Source organism: Lysinibacillus sp. NPDC056959 (assembly GCF_042674095.1).
GTDB lineage: Bacteria > Bacillota > Bacilli > Bacillales_A > Planococcaceae > Lysinibacillus > Lysinibacillus zambalensis.
In genome coordinates this window covers 1-20,373 of record NZ_JBHURE010000003.1, presented here as the reverse complement: position 1 = coordinate 20,373, position 20,373 = coordinate 1, and the positions used below count along the sequence as shown (strand labels likewise).

General features: G+C 31.0%; 23 protein-coding genes and 1 pseudogene. 19 read left to right on the top strand and 5 right to left on the bottom strand.

Annotated elements, in window-relative coordinates; genetic code table 11:
- Positions 1-147 precede the first annotated feature (147 nt).
- From ACFTQ7_RS04345 to ACFTQ7_RS04330, 4 genes are all read left to right on the top strand, one after another.
- Positions 148-519 (top strand): GntR family transcriptional regulator, encoded by a 372-nt coding sequence (locus ACFTQ7_RS04345; RefSeq protein WP_386827502.1) that lies wholly within the window; start codon positions 148-150, stop codon positions 517-519.
- 4 nt (positions 520-523) lie between these two features.
- Entirely contained in the window at positions 524-1,387 is an 864-nt protein-coding gene (locus ACFTQ7_RS04340) for an ABC transporter ATP-binding protein (RefSeq protein ID WP_386827501.1), read from the top strand.
- Positions 1,380-1,964, top strand: a complete 585-nt coding sequence (locus tag ACFTQ7_RS04335) for an ABC-2 transporter permease (RefSeq protein WP_386827500.1) — start codon at positions 1,380-1,382, stop codon at positions 1,962-1,964. The genes ACFTQ7_RS04340 and ACFTQ7_RS04335 overlap by 8 nt, the downstream gene beginning before the upstream one ends.
- Positions 1,965-2,137: 173 nt before the next feature.
- Complete coding sequence (locus ACFTQ7_RS04330) at positions 2,138-2,608, top strand: hypothetical protein (RefSeq protein ID WP_386827499.1); 471 nt, start codon at positions 2,138-2,140, stop codon at positions 2,606-2,608.
- 462 nt (positions 2,609-3,070) lie between these two features.
- Here the strand turns inward: ACFTQ7_RS04330 and ACFTQ7_RS04325 are convergent, their stop codons facing one another.
- From ACFTQ7_RS04325 to ACFTQ7_RS04310, 4 genes are all read right to left on the bottom strand, one after another.
- Positions 3,071-4,408 (bottom strand): sensor histidine kinase, encoded by a 1,338-nt coding sequence (locus ACFTQ7_RS04325; RefSeq protein ID WP_386827498.1) that lies wholly within the window; start codon positions 4,406-4,408, stop codon positions 3,071-3,073.
- Positions 4,405-5,043 carry a response regulator transcription factor gene (locus ACFTQ7_RS04320; protein WP_386827497.1) on the bottom strand — a complete coding sequence of 213 codons (639 nt, stop codon included), beginning with the start codon at positions 5,041-5,043 and terminating at the stop codon, positions 4,405-4,407. Before ACFTQ7_RS04320 ends, ACFTQ7_RS04325 begins: the two co-directional genes overlap by 4 nt.
- An 11-nt stretch (positions 5,044-5,054) precedes the next feature.
- Complete coding sequence (locus ACFTQ7_RS04315; RefSeq protein ID WP_386827496.1) at positions 5,055-5,627, bottom strand: glycoside hydrolase family 73 protein; 573 nt, start codon at positions 5,625-5,627, stop codon at positions 5,055-5,057.
- Positions 5,628-5,833: 206 nt separating this feature from the next.
- The gene (locus tag ACFTQ7_RS04310; protein WP_386827744.1) at positions 5,834-7,099 is read right to left on the bottom strand and encodes a glycoside hydrolase family 5 protein; all 1,266 of its coding nucleotides are present in this window, start codon (positions 7,097-7,099) and stop codon (positions 5,834-5,836) included.
- A gap of 372 nt (positions 7,100-7,471) precedes the next feature.
- On the opposite strand from ACFTQ7_RS04310, the gene ACFTQ7_RS04305 reads away from it, so the two are divergent.
- From ACFTQ7_RS04305 to ACFTQ7_RS04285, 5 genes are all read left to right on the top strand, one after another.
- The gene (locus ACFTQ7_RS04305; protein ID WP_386827495.1) at positions 7,472-8,329 is read left to right on the top strand and encodes a metallophosphoesterase; all 858 of its coding nucleotides are present in this window, start codon (positions 7,472-7,474) and stop codon (positions 8,327-8,329) included.
- A 278-nt stretch (positions 8,330-8,607) separates the two neighbouring features.
- Positions 8,608-9,594: a DUF418 domain-containing protein gene (locus tag ACFTQ7_RS04300; protein WP_386827494.1), complete on the top strand. Its 987-nt coding sequence runs from the start codon at positions 8,608-8,610 to the stop codon at positions 9,592-9,594.
- Between the two features lie 183 nt (positions 9,595-9,777).
- The gene (locus ACFTQ7_RS04295) at positions 9,778-10,335 is read left to right on the top strand and encodes a class I SAM-dependent methyltransferase (protein ID WP_386827493.1); all 558 of its coding nucleotides are present in this window, start codon (positions 9,778-9,780) and stop codon (positions 10,333-10,335) included.
- A gap of 40 nt (positions 10,336-10,375) precedes the next feature.
- Positions 10,376-11,062, top strand: coding sequence for a response regulator transcription factor (locus ACFTQ7_RS04290; RefSeq protein WP_386827492.1), 687 nt, complete (start codon positions 10,376-10,378; stop codon positions 11,060-11,062).
- The gene (locus ACFTQ7_RS04285) at positions 11,059-12,111 is read left to right on the top strand and encodes a HAMP domain-containing sensor histidine kinase (protein ID WP_386827491.1); all 1,053 of its coding nucleotides are present in this window, start codon (positions 11,059-11,061) and stop codon (positions 12,109-12,111) included. Before ACFTQ7_RS04290 ends, ACFTQ7_RS04285 begins: the two co-directional genes overlap by 4 nt.
- Before the next feature lie 195 nt (positions 12,112-12,306).
- On the opposite strand, the pseudogene ACFTQ7_RS04280 reads toward ACFTQ7_RS04285, so the two are convergent.
- Positions 12,307-12,546, bottom strand: a pseudogene (locus tag ACFTQ7_RS04280) (FtsX-like permease family protein); the annotation flags it as partial.
- A gap of 413 nt (positions 12,547-12,959) precedes the next feature.
- On the opposite strand from ACFTQ7_RS04280, the gene ACFTQ7_RS04275 reads away from it, so the two are divergent.
- From ACFTQ7_RS04275 to ACFTQ7_RS04230, 10 genes are all read left to right on the top strand, one after another.
- Positions 12,960-13,217, top strand: coding sequence for a hypothetical protein (locus ACFTQ7_RS04275; RefSeq protein ID WP_386827490.1), 258 nt, complete (start codon positions 12,960-12,962; stop codon positions 13,215-13,217).
- Positions 13,218-13,875: 658 nt separating this feature from the next.
- Positions 13,876-14,016, top strand: a complete 141-nt coding sequence (locus tag ACFTQ7_RS04270) for a hypothetical protein (protein ID WP_386827489.1) — start codon at positions 13,876-13,878, stop codon at positions 14,014-14,016.
- 43 nt (positions 14,017-14,059) lie between these two features.
- Entirely contained in the window at positions 14,060-14,329 is a 270-nt protein-coding gene (locus tag ACFTQ7_RS04265; RefSeq protein ID WP_386827488.1) for a hypothetical protein, read from the top strand.
- A 578-nt stretch (positions 14,330-14,907) separates the two neighbouring features.
- The gene (locus ACFTQ7_RS04260) at positions 14,908-15,294 is read left to right on the top strand and encodes an ATPase, T2SS/T4P/T4SS family (protein WP_386827487.1); all 387 of its coding nucleotides are present in this window, start codon (positions 14,908-14,910) and stop codon (positions 15,292-15,294) included.
- A 128-nt stretch (positions 15,295-15,422) separates the two neighbouring features.
- Complete coding sequence (locus tag ACFTQ7_RS04255) at positions 15,423-16,079, top strand: EcsC family protein (protein ID WP_386827486.1); 657 nt, start codon at positions 15,423-15,425, stop codon at positions 16,077-16,079.
- 81 nt (positions 16,080-16,160) lie between these two features.
- Positions 16,161-16,409 carry a hypothetical protein gene (locus ACFTQ7_RS04250; protein WP_386827485.1) on the top strand — a complete coding sequence of 83 codons (249 nt, stop codon included), beginning with the start codon at positions 16,161-16,163 and terminating at the stop codon, positions 16,407-16,409.
- Positions 16,384-16,803 carry a hypothetical protein gene (locus ACFTQ7_RS04245; RefSeq protein WP_386827484.1) on the top strand — a complete coding sequence of 140 codons (420 nt, stop codon included), beginning with the start codon at positions 16,384-16,386 and terminating at the stop codon, positions 16,801-16,803. The genes ACFTQ7_RS04250 and ACFTQ7_RS04245 overlap by 26 nt, the downstream gene beginning before the upstream one ends.
- Before the next feature lie 84 nt (positions 16,804-16,887).
- Entirely contained in the window at positions 16,888-17,460 is a 573-nt protein-coding gene (locus ACFTQ7_RS04240) for a hypothetical protein (RefSeq protein ID WP_386827483.1), read from the top strand.
- A gap of 49 nt (positions 17,461-17,509) precedes the next feature.
- Positions 17,510-19,576 carry a tetratricopeptide repeat protein gene (locus ACFTQ7_RS04235; protein WP_386827482.1) on the top strand — a complete coding sequence of 689 codons (2,067 nt, stop codon included), beginning with the start codon at positions 17,510-17,512 and terminating at the stop codon, positions 19,574-19,576.
- 243 nt (positions 19,577-19,819) lie between these two features.
- Positions 19,820-20,065, top strand: a complete 246-nt coding sequence (locus ACFTQ7_RS04230) for a toll/interleukin-1 receptor domain-containing protein (RefSeq protein ID WP_386827743.1) — start codon at positions 19,820-19,822, stop codon at positions 20,063-20,065.
- Positions 20,066-20,373 lie beyond the last annotated feature (308 nt).

Sequence of the window (20,373 nt, the reverse complement as noted above, 5' to 3'; positions counted from 1 at the left end):
AAATAATCGTTCTACCCAGCTCATTAAATAAAATAGTTGCATTGTATATTGCAATGTGTTAAATGTGTATAAAGTATATATATATTGTGTTATATTGAGGGTTTTACTAGTATGTTCTCAATCAACAAATGAAGAAGAGGGATTAGCATGCAAATCATTATTTCAAATAGTTCAAAGGAACCGATCTATGAACAAATTACAAATCAAATTAAGTCATTGATTTTAACAGGTGACCTCTTGGAAGGGACAGCATTACCCTCTATGCGTCAATTAGCAAAGGATCTACAGATTAGTGTAATTACAACCAAGCGTGCTTATGAAGAATTAGAGAAAGCTGGCTTTATTTATTCCATTGTAGGTAAAGGCTCTTTTATTGCGGAGCAAAATTTAGAGGTAATCAAAGAGAAAAAATTAAAAGTCATTGAAGAGCAGTTGAGTGCAGTCATAAAAAATAGCAGAGAAATAGGAATGTCACTTCATGAATTGCAAGAACTATTGAGTATTTTGAATGAGGAGTGAAGCAATGGAAAATGTCATTGAAATAAGGAATATAAGCAAAAAATTCAAAGTTTTTTCTATTGATAATCTTGACTTGCAAGTGAAGAAAGGGTACATAACAGGGTTTATCGGGGCAAATGGTGCCGGAAAGTCGACAACAATTAAAATGATAATGAATTTATTGAAGCCAGATACTGGAGAGGTTAAACTTTTTGGATTGGACTACAAAACACATGAAAAAGAGATTAAAGAGCGTATTGGGTTTGTATATGATGAAAATGTATTTTTTGAAGGGTTGAACTTAAAGGATATAAGGAAAATTGTTGGTCCAGCCTATAGAAGCTGGGATGATGCACTGTTTTATCAATATGTAAAAAAATTCGATTTACCATTAAATAAACCTATAAAAACTTTCTCAAAAGGGATGCAAATGAAGGTATCTTTAGCGATAGCCTTGTCACACCATGCAGAGCTGATTATTATGGATGAACCGACAGCAGGTTTAGACCCTATTTTTAGACGAGAGTTCTTAAATTTATTGCAAGAGTTAATGCTTGATGGTAGTCGTACTATCTTTATCTCTACACATATAACAACTGATTTAGATCGTATTGCAGATTATATAGCTTTTATACAGAATGGGGAATTAGTATTTAATCATTCGGGTCATGATTTAGTCGAAAATTATGCCTTAGTGAAAGGAGGACTAGATCTTCTAGATAGAGACACTGAAAAAGCATTTGTGCGTGTTCATCGTGCATCAACGGGATTTGAAGCTTTAACGATAGATAAAAGAACTGTAAATGAAATTTTTGGAGACAGTGTTGTAATTGAACGTGCCTCTTTAGAAGACATAATGTACTATTTTAAGGAGCTGAACCATGCTTAATTTAATTAGACGTGATGTTATATTACAGAAGAAGCATTTGCTGGTATTTATCCCCTTTATTTTAGTCTTTGTTATTTTTGATACATCACCAGTTTTGGTATTTCTCGTTGCTAGTATTTATATTCCCTTTAATACGTGTGGTTACGATGAGAAAGGAGAAACAGATATTCTATTAAATTCCTTACCGTATACTCGTAAAGAAATTATCTCATCTCGTTATATAGGTGCTATTGTTTATATGTTTTTATCTATTGCAGTAACAAGTTTAACACTGCTTGTTTTTGATAAACCTTTTGCAATTACAGATATTGTAATCAGTAGCGGATTATTTTTATTATTTGTTGCTTTTACTTTTCCGTTATTCCAACTATTCAAGACAGGCTACTTTACAATAGTAGTTCTCATTAGCTTTGTTATTCTAACTAGAGTAACAGGGCCTATTGTGCCCTTTATTAGTGATTTTATTGTCAATATACCTTTACAAATTTTATATATGAGCGCGGTAATTACGATCATCACAATCTATGCTATTTCATGGGGAATTACTACGGCTATTTATCAACGAAAAATATTCTAAATGTAGTTTTTACTAGTAAACATTATTTTAAAAATAAAAGAGTTTACTAAAGAATTTTTCATTAACAGTTGAAGGTGAAATTACTGATAAATATATTTTTTACTTTTATATTTGTTGCATTTTTAATTGTTCAAAATATGTAAACATTAAAGAGAAACAGGAGCAAATTATTATTGAAAAAATTTCGTGGGAAAAAGCGTTATTTTCATAATTTATCGAGGCAACTAGACGTAGCGCACTATGATTTAGATTTTGGGGAGGAAGGATGGTTTGATTTCTGGCATACTCATCTTGATTTTTATGGCTATGGAGATAATAGTTTAAAGTTAAGAAAAGAGCATATAAAGGCTCATATAATTTTATACAAAAGCTTATTGGAAAATCTTCAAGTATTTGAAAAACCTTATCAATCTTGGATAGAATTAGTTGATGAAGACGCAGGATCGGATGCTGTTTATATCCATACCCCTAACCCTAATGATGATAACTTCCCTCTTAAGTTAGAAAATATAAAGTGGGATTGTCCTATTCCAAAAGAGTACAAGGATTTAATAAATCTAAATGAGTTTAATGTAGGTCTTTATACTGGAGAATCGATTAATGTCCTCATAATTCAATCAAAAAATAATGGGATAAAATTATAGGATTTTATTTAACGATAGACTTTCATAATTACCTATATAAAGAGGCTACCGTATTATTTTGGTAGCCTCTTACATTTTATCAGTAAAAGCAAAGTAAAATATTATGATGCTTAATTCAATTGAAAAATATGTTGATGTTTACCGAATGGATTACATATATGGTGAGGTTGGTATCCGTCTTAAAGGATGCTTTATTTTGTAAGTTTACATATATTTTTGCCGGGTTGGTAAGGATATACTTAATTTTATTTTAGGTAAGATTATACTTAAAAAGTAAGCTTGTAATCAAATTACGAATATTAATAACTTATCATCTCCGATATGATTGACAGTGCTTAAGTTTTGGCTATTACTCAATATGCAGGGGATGTCATGCTCGAAGCAGACGAGCTTTTATTAAAGTGCATTTTAGACAATATAATAACTAATGCTAAAAAATATACTCCTGATGGTACTAAGGTATTATGATTTACCAAAAACGATTTTAAATTTGATAGTACCATTGGAAAGCGTTGTTTGCGTTTTATATCCTAATTGTTCAGCAAGGCTTTTAACAGTTGCAAGTCCGAGCCCAGTACCTGAAAAGTTCTTGTCACGAGAACTTTCTCCAACATAAAAAGGTTGCCATATTCTAGAAATATCTGTTAGCGTAGTATTATTACTAATTTCAAACACACCGTCTTGGTGAAAGATAATTTGAATTTGATTCTCAGAAGCGTATTTGACGGCATTACTAATCATATTTTCAAAAATGAAACGTACTTTATCTTGCTCAGTCGTCAGCATAAATTCAGTAACTTCATTATTAAAATTAATTTGTTTTTCCCCTTGTATATGTCGATAATTATCCAATATCTCATTAATCAACATAATTAAATCAAAGTTAGTTTTATTAGAATCGTTTTCTTCTGTTTTGGCGAAATAAAGCATATCTGTTATTATTTTTTCCATTCTATCAACTTGCTTGTTAATGGTTGTAAGATAAGTTCCATCATCCATACCATCTTCAATTCCACTGGAATATACCCTAACTAATGCTAAAGGAGTTTTAAGCTCATGGGTTAAACCAATCATAAATTGCTTTAAGTCAATGTTCCGTTTAGATAAATCCTGTTGCGCTTTTTCGAGTGCCTTACTCATTTTATTAATACTTTTTGCAAGATCCTCAATTTCATCTCCTGTCCGAATTTCAGCCTGTTTAAAATCCAACTCGCCAATTTCTTTTGCAACCTTTTTAAGTTCAATTAACGGTCTTGTTAGTTTTCGGGATAGAAAGGCAGTAATTATAATAATTACTAAGATACTGACTATCAAAAAGAATATGTTAAAACGATTAATAAAATAGGCTATATCAATAAAATTAGCCATAGAGGCTCCAATCATAATTAGCTGATTACCTTCTTTTGAATAATGTGCGATAAAACTGGACTTTTGTTTTCCCTGATTGTAAACTTTGCCCACAATTTTATCCTCATTAACTTTTTGTAATACTTCTTTAGAAACCCAAAATTTATTAAGTGCAATATGTTCTCTTGCAAGTTGCTGTTTTAAATTTTCATTCAGGACATTAATATTATCTTCTAGCGATACTGAAAGAATAGTTACATCAAATCGATGCTCCACCAAACTCTTATCCTCAAATTCCTGGTACACTGAAAAAGCATTAGTTACGTTTTTGTTCAATTGATGAAGATAATATCTCGGTAGAAAAAAATGACTTACCGCAAGTGAAATGCTAAATGTGATGATAACAACAAGAGTTATATAGATAGTTAATTTTGTTCCAATTTTTTGTTTCATTCCCTTGTACTATAACCAACGCCTCGATGCGTTTGGATAATATCCTCTCCAATTTTTTCACGTAGACGTCGAATATGTGTATCTACTGTCCGTGGATCACCCTCATAGTCCATACCCCATATTAAATCAAGTAGTTGATCTCTCGTTAATATTTGTCTTCTATTTTGGCTAAATATACGTAAAAGCTCGAATTCAGTCTTTGTTAAAATCAATTCTTCTCCAGATTTCCATACACGTTTGCTTGAAATATCAAATGAAACATCCTTTATTCGTTGAATGGATTCCATTTGCAACAATTTTTTTGCCCTCATTATTAAAACTTTTGGATAAAATGGTTTATTTACATAATCATCAGCGCCATCAGATAGGGCAATAAATTCATCTTCTCCTGTATCTCTAGCTGTTAGTATTAATACTTTAATTTTTTGATTCTTCTTCATTTCGCGGCAAACTGTAATCCCATCTTTTTCTGGCATCATCCAATCCAAAATGGCCAAATCAATTTTTTCATTATAGAAAATATCAAGTGCCTCTGAACCATTTGTAGCCGTAAATACCGTAAATCCTTCCTTTTTGAAATAACTTTGTAAAATCCTTAACATATCTTGTTCATCATCAGCGATAAGTACATTCATATATTTATCTCCTAATTGTCATATTTCTCTAAATTATACTGTTCAATAATAGCAATTAATTTTTCAGGATATATAGGGTCTGTGGCATAATGATTTTTCTTCAAAGCATGTGCTGCTTCCTGATAATTCGCTGCAGCAAGAACATCATAATATTGATGCTTATTCCAACTCGTTCCTTCTAAAAATAATTTAGTATGGTCAATTAAGGCACTTTTCAAATCTGGATAAGCTCTAAATTCAGCTTCTATTGTATAACTTTTATTATTTTTATATTCAATAGTTGCCATTTTTACTGACATGCCATTGTAGCTACCTTTTATCCCAAATAAATTATTTGCTTTTACAGCCAATTCACTTTCACCATAATTCGATTCTAATATAGCCTGAGCTATTATTATGCTCGGTAATACGCCTCCTGTTTGTTGGTTTAATTCTACAGCTATTGGAGCGATTTCATCTATAAAATGAATTTCTCTATTTTCTTTCTGGAATAGTCTTATAAAAAAAACAGAAAGTAAAGCTAAACTAACTACTAGTATAATTAAAAACACTTTGTATTTTTTATATTTGCAGATTCTTTTCATTATATAACCTCTTTTTAAATGAATTTATTACATGTATTTTAAAAGAGGAATGTTACAGTCATTTTACAAAAGAATAAGATTTGATGAAAAACCTTTAATACGATTAATGAATATTTTGTTCGTTTCTTTCTAAAAAAAGTAGTACAAACAATGGTTTGTACTACTGATAAATAATTTTTTCTAAACCTATGTGTAAAAGAACAAGGTTATTTGTTCAGTCCTTTTTTCAATGCATCCCAAATCGAATTATCAACTTCTATATCTTTTCTATCCGGTAGTTGGCCATTATCCTTAGCTTTCCAATAGGCCTCCTTGACTGGCTGACTTCCTAATTCAAAATCCATACCTTCCCACGTATCTTCACGAAATGCATAAAATGCCCAGTGCCAGCCATAATCATCGAAAATATCAATTAAATCCTTTATATATTGATCGGCACCGCCAACCATTCGGTTAATTCCAAACTCTTCAGCAATAATTCGGTTGTTTGGTATATTGTGTTGCTCTGTCCATTGTACAACTGGTTCTAAAAAATCTTTCAATGCAGCTTTATCGAACATTTTTTCTGCTTGATCTTCACCAACCTTTACCTTGCCAGGATAAGTGTATGTGAATCCTTTTTTTCGATTTTGGCTTGTCATTTCATAAGGTTCATACATATGGAAAGCATATAACACATTATCGTCATCTATTGGTTTTAAATATTTAATCGCCCATGGAGTGGCAAATAAACCTGAATCTAAAATAATTGGTGTGTCAGAATCTACAATTCGTATAGAATCTACAATTGTTCCATAAAGCAGGTTTAAATCTGCAGGAGTATTTTCCAATTTGTTGTACCATTTGTTATAATCTTCAGTCCAAAAATCATTAAATCCCGTAACTGTTTCAGGGTGTGGCTCATTCACTACGTTATATCCAACCACTGCAGGATGATCTTTCAAACGGAAGGCAAGATCTTTCCAAAAAAGTGCTGCCTGCTCATGATATTTAAAGTCTTGCCAAATACGGTCGTCATTTTCATAGTTATTAAACTGCCTCCAACGATTTCCTGGAAGACTTAGAACAGTCAGTACAACTTTTGACCCTCTTGCATATGCTGCATCCAAATCCTCTTTTAACTTTATAAAATCTTCTTCAACAATTCCCTCATATTGATCTGCATTTCCGATTAAGAAATCCTTTTTAGGACTAGGGTCAGGTTCGTCATTAAATAAGAAGCCTCTATCTTTTGCCCATTTATCAGGTGCTAAACGGATAAATTCAATATTGAATTCATTCGCCTCTTCATAATTTTTCGGTAAAGAAGAAGAATTCATAAAGTTCGTTCCTTTTCGTTGTTCATTCCAAAAATCATTCTTTCCCTCCTTAACTTCCTTTACTTCCTGTATTTCATGTTTCTTTTCTTGCTCTAAGGAACTACAACCAGCAGCAAGTGCTACTGTTAAAAAACAACCAAGGGAGGCTATCATTTTGAATTTTCCTTTCAGCCATTTCCTTTGATTTATTTCTCTCATATTATCACCTCGTTATATATACTACTGAACCAATGTTACGTGAAAGTGACAAATGAGCAGAGTTTAACGAGGGGTATTCGCAAGGGGAGAGATAGCAATTTTAGTTTGTTAATAAATTGCTAATCGAGATTGATTCTTTGAATCTTTTTTATATAAATCTCCAAAATGACAACTTCCTGTAACAATAAGATGCTACAACATTTAATAAATTGTAGTTTTTTATGATAAATATAGAGGTGACATATGAAAGGTAATACGAAAAACACACAAAAAAATAGGTTATCAATGGTAAAATTAATCGCTCCCTTGAAACTGTTAATAAGAAGGATGTTTCAACAGAAAATTAAGTGGAAATGTGTGATTTCCCTTATAATCTTCATGTTTCCAATCGCTACTTATTTATACGCGTCCCACTTTGAAACAAAATCATTGTCTATTACATGGACTGATATTAAAAATCCTAATATTCCTGAAAGTTTTCAAAATGTAAAGATTGTACAATTCTCTGACACACACTTCGGACCGAATTTTTCTCATAAGCAACAGAAAATGCTAATCGATCAAATAAATGAAATTAATCCCGATATTGTAGTCTTTACAGGTGATTTAATTGACAAGTTTCGTGAGTATACTTCCGAAATAAAATACTCACAAACTATTTTGTCCCAAATTCACGCACCTCTTGGAAAATATGCAGTGTTCGGTAATCATGACCGTGGAGGCGGCGGGGGGTATTTGTACGAACAGTATATGGAGGAAGCGGGTTTTACAGTTTTAGTTAATGAAACTATAAAAATTAAGGCAAGCGATGATGACTATATTACGTTTTCCGGTCTTGATGATTTTTTACTTGGCAAGCCAAAAGTGCAGCATACCCTTCAACACTTACAAGAGAAGGACTTTAACATATTGTTAGTGCATGAACCCGATGCAGTAGATGAAGTCCTTGATTATCCAGTTGATTTTCAAGTATCTGGTCACAGTCATGGAGGACAAGTACAACTTCCATTCATTGGCCCTATTATCACTACTTCATTAGCAAAACAATATGTAGAAGGCATGTATTCATTAAAGGGGAAATCAAAACCATTACAGTTGTATGTAAATCGAGGTATTGGTACAACAAGAATGCCTATACGCTTCTGGAGTAAGCCAGAACTTTCTGTTTTTTTATTGAAAAATTGAAGATACTCGCAAAAGTTCCTTTCCTTTTAATCTAGGAGAATAAATAAGAGGCCTAATCATTTCGATTAGGCTTCGTTTTTATTTCGAACCATAATTAGAAGTATATGTGATTCCACAGTAATTGAGAAAGTGAAAATCATAAGTGAAAAATAAAAAACTTATCACTATGTATTTTTCTAAATCTTAAGGATTCTTAAGTATTTTTCCTACTGTTTCTTTAGGTTTGAAATGTATTCTAAAGCCGTAGAAAAGTTCAAACTAAGGGAGTGGTAAAAACAATGTCAACAAACCGTGTTACCTTCATCGATACAATGCGTGGTTTTAGTTTACTTGGCATCTTAATGGCGAATTTGTTGATTTTCCAGTATGGTATGTCTCGCTCAGACGCAGTAAAAGATCTATCCGCCATCGACAATGTATATTTCCGCGTATTAGAAATTTTTATAGATGGATCATTTATGCCGATCTTCACTATTTTATTCGGTTACTCTTTTATTAAACTTATCGAATCTATACGTAAGAAAAAGGAGAAGAGTCTATGGTCCATCTTTCGTCGTGCAACGGGGCTAATTGCTTTAGGTTTACTCCATTCACTATTATGGAAAGGCGATTTTTTATTAATCTATGGAATTATGATTTTACTTTTAATCCCATTTATTAATCGCAAGCCAAAAACATTATTTATTTGGGCTGGTATCTTACTTTTACTTTCGCAAGTTTTTGTGTTAATTTATCCATTATTACTATTTGGAATGGGTCTGGCGAAAACACAAGCTTTTACAAGTATGGAGAATGAAAAGAAATGGTATTTGATTGGATCTTTACTCGTTCCTGTAGGTCTAGTTTGTAAATGTATTAGTTTTATAAATAGTAACTTTTCTGACATGTTGCTGGTAGTTGGTTCACAGCTACTTTCAATTGGCTATGTCTGCCTTGCAGCTTTGTTATATAAAACTCGCCCTGTACAAATGCTAGCACCTGCGTTTGAGAGTGTCGGTAAACTATCCTTAACCAATTATCTAATGCAAACTATTATTTGTATGACTGTATTTAATGGATATGGTTTAGGATTACATGGAAAATTAGGCGTTTTTGGTGGAATTTTATTTGGCATAGTTCTTTACAGTTTGCAATGTATTTTCAGCTTAGCATATTTAAAGAAATTTAAACGAGGGCCATTTGAAACGATACTTCGAGTTTGGACAAATTTGTCTTGGAACGGACAGATTAAGATTAAACAGAACGGAAGTATTTTACATGAATAATGACTCCGAATATAAACGGTTCCATGGGAATTAAGAAAGTAAAAAGCATAAATGAAATTAAAACTTATCACTATGTACTTTATTAATCTTAAGGATTCTTAAGTATTTTTCCTACTGTTTCTTTAGGTTTGAAATGTATTCTAAAGCCGTAGAAAAATTCAAACCTATGGAGTGATTGTGTACATGAAATCTTTCAGTTTTATTTTTCAATATTTATTAAATCCAAGGAAAATAGGTGCGGTTCTGCCAAGTTCAAATTATCTTGCAGAAAAAATGGTAGGTAGTATTGATTTCCATAATGCGAAATACATAGTAGAATTGGGCCCGGGTATAGGAGTCTTTACAGATAAGATTATTGAAAATAGAAATCAACATACGGTAGTCATGTTGATTGAGAATAATAAAGAATTTTGTACGTTATTAAAAGAAGAGTATAAGAACGAAAAGAATTTGATCATTATTAATGATTCAGCTGAGGAAATCGACAAGTATACAAAGGACTTTAATATTCCATATATTGATTATGTAGTTTCTGGCCTTCCTTTTGCAAGTTTGCCAAAAAGTTCCTCAAGTGCTATTTTAATTAAAACCAAAAAGCTCTTAAGGAAAAATGTGATTTTCATTACTTTCCAATATACGCTATTGAAGAAAGGTTTAATTGGTCACTATTTTAAGCAAATTAATATAAAACGTGAGTACAGAAATATACCCCTAGCGTATGTATTCAGTTGTAGTAATTAATATGCCATTTGGGGAGATCTTATAGAGGGTGGGAATAGGTTTGAATGGAAAGGTATTAATTGTTGATGATGATCCAGAAATTAGAAATCTAATTTCCATCTATTTAGAAAATGAAGGATTAGAAACAATCAAGGCGAGCGATGCACTAGAAGCATTGGAATTATTGGAAGTCCATCATTTTGATTTGATTATTTTGGATATTATGATGCCGGAAATGGATGGAATCGAAGCATGTTTGAAAATTAGGGAAGAACGTATTATGCCTATCATTATGCTATCAGCTAAATCTGATGATATCGATAAAATTCAAGGTTTATCTTCTGGTGCAGATGATTATCTAAGCAAACCGTTTAACCCGTTAGAATTAATAGCTAGGGTCAAATCTCAGCTCAGAAGGTATAAAAAATATAATATTGCAACAGAAAGTACTAAGAGTGTATTTAAAATTGGTGATTTAACGATAAATACAGACACTCGCCAAGTATGGATTAATAATAGCGAAGTAAGGCTTACACCCAAAGAATTTGATATCCTTGAACTTCTAGCCCGTAATAAGGGCATTGTACTAAGCATTGAGAAAATATATGATGCTGTTTGGCAGGAAAACTACTTTAAATCTGACAACACTGTGATGGTTCATATTACAAAAATCAGATTCAAAATTGAAGATGATCCGAAAAATCCTATTTACATCAAAACCGTTTGGGGAGTGGGTTATAAAATATGAGGAGTAAAAAGCTAAGCGTTCAACTCCTTACAGCAATAGCAATTAGCTTTATGATCTCAGTCATAATTATAGGTAGCATTTTACTATCTGTTTTGGGATATTTTTTTGAAAACCCTAATGATGTAACGCTATTTAATTTATTATGGTTACTTGCTGTTATTTTAACTTTTATTATAAGTCTTTTAGTAATAATACGAAAAAAAATAAAATACATTCAGCATATTACAGATAGTGTTCAAGCCATTGCAAACGGAAAACTGGGTAATACAATTGAAATTAAGGGGAATGATGAGTTAAGTCAACTTGCCACGAATATTAACTATATGTCAAAAGAATTGGAAAATAAATTCAATCATGAGAGGCAAATAGAGAGTGCAAAAAACGAACTTATTTCAAATATTTCTCACGATTTGCGTACACCTCTAACGTCCATCATTGGATATGTAGATTTATTGAGAAAAAAAGAATATAGAGATGATGAACAATTAAATGAGTATCTGGAAACTGTTTATTCTAAATCACAAAATTTTAAGAAACTTATTAATGAACTATTTGAATACACAAAACTTACAAGTCCTGATCTAAAATTAAATTTTACTGAAGTTGAATTAGGTAGATTACTCGAACAAATAATTGGAGAATATACACCTATTTTAGAAAAGGAAGGTCTGGTTATTCAAAAATCAATACCTGAAGAAGACATACACGTATCGATGGATATTGAAAAAATGGTGCGTGTTTATGATAATCTTCTAATGAATGTAATCAAATACAGCATGAAACCTTCTATTATAAAAGTAGATCTTTATGTAGTTGACATAAAAGCTATTTTGTCTATATCCAATCAAGTAGAGAAATTACCAGTACAAGACGTTACTAAATTATTTGAACGCTTTTATCGAGGGGATAAGGCAAGAAAGGAAGACGGAGGGTCTGGTATTGGACTTGCCATCGCTCAAAGAATTATAGAGCTCCATGGCGGAACAATTAAGGCTGATTATAGAGAGGATTGGTTAACTTTTACAATTGAATATATCATTAAAGAATAATAGCTTATGGGAAGTTTGAGTAAAATCAGCTCTCCTCTATAGATTTCTTATCGGATGTTTATGGTAATGTTAACTGAACCCTGAATAGTAGACACTTAAAAAAGTGGATCTATTCGGGGTTTTTCTATATTTAATTAGATTCAGTCAATTTCGTAGGTTCTACTTCACCTAAAGTGCCATCAAAAACAGTTTTTGAAGAAAGTGAAACCTGTTAAACCACTGTTGGAAAGGGGAATAGGGTACGTAAAATGGGAGTCCTTCTTCAATAAGTAACAGACTGTTACTCATAATTAAAATAAACTTCGAGAATATTATCCCAATTGTTATTCCTGAAGCTATACCTATTATTAAGTTTTCAATAAATATCAACTTATTCAATTGATAGTGTGACATTCAAAGTAACATAAAAATTCCAAAGTCTTTTTTCTTGTCTTTAAAATTAAATTCACAGAATATTACATTTAAAAATTAGCACGTTATCCACATTTGTATAGCAAAAAACATGTTTGATAGGAAATTTTATAGCAAATTTTTAATTTAAGAAAAGGGCTTTTCTTGCGACAGGTTCCTATCTATACTAGGAAATAACGAATAGAGCGGTCATATTCGAATGAACTAGAAGAGAGAAAGTAATATACAAAATTTTCAAACAATTATTAAGCGGAAATGTGAGTAACTTTTACTAAAGGCCTATTATTTCGGTGCATCAGATTGATTATTAGTTCCAAAAAGTGTACGATATCTTATTTATTTTTGAAAATATGATAAGTTACTCAAAGCAGATGAATTACCAAATGATCTTACGAACCGAAAATTATAAATTAACTTTGAAAAGGAGAATCACAAAAATGAAAAAAATAATATCTGGTTTATTAGTCTTGCTTTTACTAGTTAATATAGCAATTCCAACTAATTCTTTAGCTGCTTCTAATTATTCCAAAAATGAAAATTTAATAGGGCTAAGGACTTTTGAAGTCCAAGTATTATCCCCTTTAAGTAGACAGTGTAAAAAAGACTATAATTATAGTCAATTACATGTCCTATTTGGAGGGGATTTTTCTATTAGCATAACAAATAAAATATCATTAACGTCGTATAATTTTTAATTGAATTTTCTGTTTTTTGTTCCTTGTGTTTTAGAATAAAATGAAAGACATATAAATAGAAATAGTGAATATCCATTTTTTACTATAACCTTTAACTGGAGCAACTGACAGTTCAAAATCCTAAAGGTACCGTATTTCCTTCTATTTTCCGAAGCTAAATATGTGCCGGTTTCCATAGTACTGTTTTTAAGTACCTAATTGGGGAAACTTATATTGAATCGATTTTAGATGAAGATTTTAACACTCTTTTGGGATATTTAAATGATGTGGGTAGCCCAATTTTAATTGAAAGTGATTATGTTTGTCAGCGATTGTAGTCAAATATTCGTTAAAAGCAGTGTAGACTAGGGAGCTTGAGCAATTTTTTACACAAATTCAATTAGATATCCAATATATCCAAACTTATAGTATGCATCAAAGGGAATATATCTCGATGAAGTTTGAGAGTTCATCAAAGAGATACATTATTAAAAAGGATATTTTTACAGAATTATATGAACGCCCTTTTCCGAAAGGGGTTGAGTTTATGCATCGAGTTCAATTTACACGATTATATACAACTATAATGGAAACGTCATGACGCCAGGGACTGTTTATTTTAAAACGCCTCAAGGCAAAAAAAAGGTTGTGATTACATTAGGACGAGGGAGATCGAGGGTTGAATGAATCTGGTTATTCATTTGTGGAAACAATATTATCAGTAGTCATTGTCATGTTAGTATGCACGACATTAATACCGATTAGCTATATCTATGCTATTTCATGGGGAATTACAACGAAAAATATTCTAAATGTTTAGTAATGAAACGCTAAAGAATCTAATAAGGGATTGTAAAACTTTTATGAAAAATAAAGATATTATCGAAAAAAAAGATACTATTTTATTAATGAGCCTTCAAGAAAAATATTTTTTATCAATGATAAATGGTGAAAAAAAGTATGAATATAGAAAAAAGTACAGAAAAGAAAAACCAAAGCCTTTATTTATATTTCTAAAACCAGAAAAAGTATTTGTGCTTTTATTGAGTTTGGTGGACCAATTTTTGGAACTTCAGAATATATTTCAGATATCGTGGATAATGAAAAAAGAGGTAGTTTTGAAGGGGTGTTGAAATATTTAGGGAGGGGAAGAACAGGCGATGCAATACCTATATCAAAAATTAATATTTTAAATGATATCAATTTTTCAGAGTTAAAAAAAGATTTTCAGGAATTTGTTGCTCCACAATCATAACATTTATTAAAAAAAGAAAACGAATTAAGGGGATTTTTAGAAAGTTGAGAAATTATAGATGTATTAGAATTAGAATCTATTAGATGACTTAGGTATTCCACTGGAGTAATCTCATTTAAGGGCTCTAATGTCTTCTCGATTCGTTAGTAAGCTTGAAATATAAAAATGTACGCACAACGAATTGCCAACTATCTGAGATTTTTTTCGGATAGTTGGCTATTTTGCGCATGTAGCTTCGTTTCTAACCTGTTTTGATACTTTTTTAAGTTTATGTTCTTATTTAGTGCAAATTAGCACGTTATCCACATTTTTATAGCAAAAAACATGTTTGATAGGAAATTTTATACCAAATTTTTAATTTAAGAAAAGAGCTTTTCTTCCGGCAAATTCCTATCTATACTAGGACATAACGAATAGAGCGGTCATATTCGAATAAACCAGAAGAGGGGTGCGAATATGCAAAATTTTGAAACGGTTGTTGAACGAAAATGTGAGCAACTTTTACTTAAAGCCTATCATTTCGGTGCATCAGATTTACTTTTAGTTCCGGAAAGTGAGCGGTACCGTATTTATTTTCGCAAATATGATAAGCTACTCCAAGCAGGTGAGTTACCAAACAATCTTGCGGAACGAATGATTTCCTTTTATAAATTTTCAGCGGCATTAGATATTAGCGAGCGGCGAAAACCCCAAAGCGGCTCCTTCCAAAAAGCTATGGAACAAGATCAATATGCCTTTCGTATCTCGACACTTCCCTCCGTATTTTTAAAAGAAAGCCTAATTATCTGTGATTTTAAGTATATCTTTGCCGCGTCGGCAAAGATATACTTATTTTTATTTTAGGTAAGATTATACTTAAAAGTAAGCTTGTAATCAAACCATTTTGACGTACTATAATGATTTTAGTATTATATTACCAAATCTACTAGAATCAATGTGTACAGGGCTTAATTATATTGGAGGAAATACTTATGGGACTTAATGAAGGGAATGTCCAAAAATTTTTTGACTGGACGTATGAGAAAGTTTTAGATGGTGTACCTGGTTCAGATACAGTGTACGAGCTTTCAAATAGCTATTTATCGAAACATCCGAATAAAGATAAGGCCATTGATAGCTTAATCCGCTGGCAACAAGGAAAAGCAGGAGCAAATGGATTTGCAGCAGGGTTAGGAGGAATTGTTGTCATGCCTGTAGCCATACCTGCTAATCTCGCTTCTGTAATGTATATGCAAATGCGAATGGTTGCAGCAATTGCTCATATTCGTGGGTATGATTTAAAGGATGATCAAGTACAGACTTTTGTATATGCGTGTTTAACAGGTCAATCCGCTTCCGAGATAGTTAAACAAAGTGGTATTAAAATTGCTTCCAAGATTGGTGAAGCTCAAATTAAAAGAATACCAGGTGAAGCAATAAAACAGATTAATCAAAAAGTTGGCTTTAGATTAGTAACAAAGTTTGGTGAAAAGGGTGCTGTTAATTTAGGAAAGATGGTTCCAATATTAGGGGGTGTAATTGGTGCAACATTTGATGCTTCAACTACCTACGCCATAGGAAAAGCTGCTAAAAAAACATTTATTGAAGGCGATTATGATCCAGGTGAAAGAATTATTATAGATATTTGATAAATTAACTATTCAATTAACCATAATTAACATAAATTATCACCTATATAATTAAATGAAAGATTGGAGATTTAAGGAGTAATGAAAATAGTAGTTCCTTTAAAAAATCTAGTAACAGACGAAGATTTTCTTTTAAATAATATTCAATTTATTTCTACTTTTTCTACAGAAGAATATTTAAATAATCTCAGCATTAGAGATGATTACGAAAAGAATAAGAATACATTATTACCGGATTTAATCGGATTTGATTTAGATTGGTATTATGGAAAAACATTAGCTCTTATTGAATTATCTGAGATTAATGAGAGAGATCATTTGTTCTCATGAACAAATGATAGTATTCGCACATAATATTACAGAAAAAATAAATAGAACATTAGATTTAATAAGAATAATGCAATGTAATATTACAGAACAGGAAAAATTACCAAGCTATCCAGGGATATGTTTAGATGGCTTTAGTAGTATTTTATTAGTTAATGAAAAAGATGAATATATTCCTTTTGTATACAGGATGCAGAAGTTAAGTAGTGTAGAGGGCTTGGGTCTATATTTAGAAGATGTAAGTGATTACGATGAAAACCCATTATATAGTGTTCTATATAGTAACAAACCTAGTTATGTTTCCAATACTATTAGACAAGCAGTTAAGAGATTGAATGAAGCTATGTATATTCCAGATCCTAATTCGCAGTTTGTATACTTAATGAGTACATTATAAGTTATTTGTTCACCAGAATATATAGGTTTTTCAGAAGTAAGGCAAAGAATTGCTGCTATAGTATGTTCAAGTAATGATTCATATTTGAAAACGGGAAAAAAATTAAGAGAGCTCTCAGAAGTCTATAGAACAGATATTGTTCACAACGGTATAGATATGTTTAAAAATGAGTTTGAAAAAATGAAACACAATTTGTTGTTTTTAGAGCGTATTATAGTGAAGTGTGTTAATAAATTAATAGAAAGTGAAGCAAAAAGCGAAGAAGAATTTTATGAATATATCGAAAAGAGAAAGTTGGAATTAGATGTCCAACCCAATCAGAAATTAGATAAAGATAAGCTAGTGGAAGATATTTTGAAAATGTACAATGAAGAAGATGTAATTAATTTAAGCTACGATGAGTGGTCTGAAATTTTGAATAATGTAAATAAAAATTTTTTGGTATCTACATGCGTTTCATTATGTACTTCATTGGTTGGAGCATATGAAAATATTAGACAAAAAGTTTTTGATCCAATTTCTCAATACAAATGTAAAACTTGTACTAGCAAGAAGTTAGAAATAGTTGATGATGAAGCAGGTGAAGATGGAATAGTCAAAAAACTTTTCTTGCAATGTGAAGAATGCAGTGATATTACAGAGATTATTTTCAGATAGAAAATAATAGCAAAGTTAAGTATAAGAATGTTTACAGTGAGGAGAAATTATGGACACATATTTTAGTAAGAAAAATACAGGTGGAAGTTACGCTTCAAAGGGCTTTGAATATCAGGATTACTGTTGTCTTTCAACGGTGTTTATGAATCTCTCAGAGAATGATTTTAAAAGCGTATCTGTGGAAACAATTAATGATTTTACTATAATGTTTGAAACATATGAAGTTTGTGTACAAGTTAAAAGGCAACATATAAATATCAGTTATGCTAAAACTTTATTAGAAGGTATAGAAATTAAAAAGGATAAAATGTACGAAATTATAGGTACCAGCATAAGCGAAGACCTAAGAAATTTAATGACAAACATTATGTGGCTGAAAAATATTAAAAATTCTAGTCGTAATGATAGTGAAAAAATTGATGCGGAGGAATCTCTGAAAAAGATTTTAGAAAAACAAAAATTAGAAAAGTACTATGAAAAGTTATTAATTACCAGTTTTGCACCTATCCCGGAAGATATGGCCCCAATGGCGTTATATGCCAACTATAGTTATTGGCTAGATACAAATAGCTATAGTTGTAATAAGGAAGACTTGCTAAATAATATGTTACTTAAAATCAGTAAGATGAGAAGTGACAGAGCTTATCTTAATAAGGAAGATTTGGAGGCAACTATAAATCAATATCGAATTGAAACTGCTGTAACCAAAGTTCTTGATGAGTTCTATGATCGCAAATTCAAAACTCCTTCTGAGATATTGAGAATATTAGGAGGAGATAAAGAAGAAATATTAAAGAAATTAGAAGTACATATTATTGAAGCTGATAAATATATTAAATCAAAAGATTTCTCTAAAGCATTAAAAATTTATTCTTCTCTGGCTGTTTTATATCAGGAAGAAGTTGTTTTAATTAATTGTGCGATGTTATATGAAGTTCTAGATAATTATTCTGAAGCAATTAGTTATTGTAATAAGATTTTGCAATTAAATCCAAGAAGTTATGAAGCCTATTTTATATTGGGAACTTCCTCAGGACAATTAAATCAAATTGATAATGCATTGGAATATTTAAATAAAGCAAAAGAATTAAAGGAGACTGCAGAAATATATTATAATCTAGGATTTATATATTATCTTAGAAAAGATAATGATAAAGCTTATTCTTGTTATAGAAAATGCTTAGAATTAGATGATACTTTTGCAGATGCACATTTAAATATTAGTGATTTTACAGAGAAAGAAAATGCGATTTTTCATCTAGACAGAGCAATTGAGTTAAATAGTCATATGTATCAAGCATATGGGAAAAAAGGAGAACTTTTAAGGGATATAGGGCTACATAATCATGCCATAAGATATTTTAAAAAATGTCTAGACTATGATAAAACTAATTTTCAAGCATTACAGGGTATATCTTTATGTTTGCTAGATTTAGGGAAACCAGAAGAAGCGGCTATTTATTTTGCAGACTGGATAAGTGAATACAAGGAACAATTACTACCTTCTAAAATGAATAATGGTCAGTCAAATATGATTGTTGATATAACTTGGCATAGAACAAGATTTCTGCATTATAAAAAAATAGATGAAAATATAATAAGAGTGGATATGCCATATGGTAGTGTAGAAATTAATATATCAGAAGATAAAGGTTTTATTTTTATAGGCTGTCTTATGAATCTTGATAAAAGTGAGACTGTTTTACCTATAGTAGGAAAATTGTATAAAAATGAAAAAGAATTTCTTAAGTGCGTTACCAGTATAAAAAATAATTCAATTTTAACAAATGATAATGCAACAATGGCTAGATCAATAAAAGTTCTAGTCCGTGAATATAACGACCGTATTTTTATATCAATAGATGTGGGAAATTATCAGATGTCAGGTTTCACAGATATGATAAGCGATGGTTATAGGAATTTTCTAAATGGTTATAATTCAAAGAAGGAAATAGGAGTTTTAATTAGCTGCCTAGATAGTAAAAAAGATTTCTTAATAGAAGGCATTATTAATGTTACTCTGGAAAAGTTTGAGGAGGAACCATTGAAAAAGTTAAAGAATGATATAACAAAGGAAATGCTTAATAAAGCTATGGAATCAGATAGTAATAATTAATCTTTAATGGTATTAGTCTTGTAACTGGGTTTTATCCAAATACCAACACACTGTAAACGTAAAACTGTTGGTTAGAACTATCCCCTGACTTTCTCACAAGATTAAGTTTTTCCAGCTAATGTTTAATAATTTATTAATTATATATTTCGGTATTAAAGGGTAAAAGGAGTAGGTACTATGAGTGAAAATAGTTTTGATTTTTTTATTAGCTACAATTACAAAGATGAAGCATAGGCAAGTTGGATTGCTTTCCTTTTAGAAGAGGCAGGTTATAAAACATTTTATCAACCTTGGGATTTTAAAGCTGGAAACAACTTTGTCCTTGAAATGCAAAAAGGAGCAAAATTTGCTATCCATACACTAGCTCTTATTTTCGAAAATTATCTTGCATCTTTGTATACTCAACCTGAATGGGCAGCAGCTTTTGGAGCGGATCCAACAGGGACACAACGAAAGCTAATCCCAGTTAGGATTCAAGATATATACTAAAACTAAAAGCTCCCTTTTGTAACATTCCTTTTTACCTTGAAAAATAGACAAAGAGGAAGTTAAGAAGACTGAAGACTTTATACTGAAATCTATTGGATAAAACCAGTTCAACTTTTTTGCAAAATGGATTCTCTTTAAATCTAGTTATGAGATAGTGTTAGTCTGTTTTAAAAGTATTTTTTAATCATAATAAAGCTAAAAAAAAGAATAATCGGCGAATAGTAGAATCAAGTTGAACACTTTAGAAAAATAAAAACATCGTACGCGAAATCGTGTATTATTGAGGTTCCTACACCAATCAATAAGAA

Bases quoted from the DNA above. Each gene is read 5' to 3' on its own strand.
- ACFTQ7_RS04345 (WP_386827502.1), top strand. From the start codon at position 148: ATGCAAATCATTATTTCAAATAGTTCAAAGGAACCGATCTATGAACAA.
- ACFTQ7_RS04340 (WP_386827501.1), top strand. From the start codon at position 524: ATGGAAAATGTCATTGAAATAAGGAATATAAGCAAAAAATTCAAAGTT.
- ACFTQ7_RS04335 (WP_386827500.1), top strand. From the start codon at position 1,380: ATGCTTAATTTAATTAGACGTGATGTTATATTACAGAAGAAGCATTTG.
- ACFTQ7_RS04325 (WP_386827498.1), bottom strand. From the start codon at position 4,408: ATGAAACAAAAAATTGGAACAAAATTAACTATCTATATAACTCTTGTT.
- ACFTQ7_RS04320 (WP_386827497.1), bottom strand. From the start codon at position 5,043: ATGAATGTACTTATCGCTGATGATGAACAAGATATGTTAAGGATTTTA.
- ACFTQ7_RS04315 (WP_386827496.1), bottom strand. From the start codon at position 5,627: ATGAAAAGAATCTGCAAATATAAAAAATACAAAGTGTTTTTAATTATA.
- ACFTQ7_RS04310 (WP_386827744.1), bottom strand. From the start codon at position 7,099: ATGATAGCCTCCCTTGGTTGTTTTTTAACAGTAGCACTTGCTGCTGGT.
- ACFTQ7_RS04305 (WP_386827495.1), top strand. From the start codon at position 7,472: ATGTTTCAACAGAAAATTAAGTGGAAATGTGTGATTTCCCTTATAATC.
- ACFTQ7_RS04300 (WP_386827494.1), top strand. From the start codon at position 8,608: ATGTCAACAAACCGTGTTACCTTCATCGATACAATGCGTGGTTTTAGT.
- ACFTQ7_RS04295 (WP_386827493.1), top strand. From the start codon at position 9,778: ATGAAATCTTTCAGTTTTATTTTTCAATATTTATTAAATCCAAGGAAA.
- ACFTQ7_RS04285 (WP_386827491.1), top strand. From the start codon at position 11,059: ATGAGGAGTAAAAAGCTAAGCGTTCAACTCCTTACAGCAATAGCAATT.
- ACFTQ7_RS04275 (WP_386827490.1), top strand. From the start codon at position 12,960: ATGAAAAAAATAATATCTGGTTTATTAGTCTTGCTTTTACTAGTTAAT.
- ACFTQ7_RS04265 (WP_386827488.1), top strand. From the start codon at position 14,060: ATGAAAAATAAAGATATTATCGAAAAAAAAGATACTATTTTATTAATG.
- ACFTQ7_RS04260 (WP_386827487.1), top strand. From the start codon at position 14,908: ATGCAAAATTTTGAAACGGTTGTTGAACGAAAATGTGAGCAACTTTTA.
- ACFTQ7_RS04255 (WP_386827486.1), top strand. From the start codon at position 15,423: ATGGGACTTAATGAAGGGAATGTCCAAAAATTTTTTGACTGGACGTAT.
- ACFTQ7_RS04250 (WP_386827485.1), top strand. From the start codon at position 16,161: ATGAAAATAGTAGTTCCTTTAAAAAATCTAGTAACAGACGAAGATTTT.
- ACFTQ7_RS04245 (WP_386827484.1), top strand. From the start codon at position 16,384: ATGAGAGAGATCATTTGTTCTCATGAACAAATGATAGTATTCGCACAT.
- ACFTQ7_RS04235 (WP_386827482.1), top strand. From the start codon at position 17,510: ATGGACACATATTTTAGTAAGAAAAATACAGGTGGAAGTTACGCTTCA.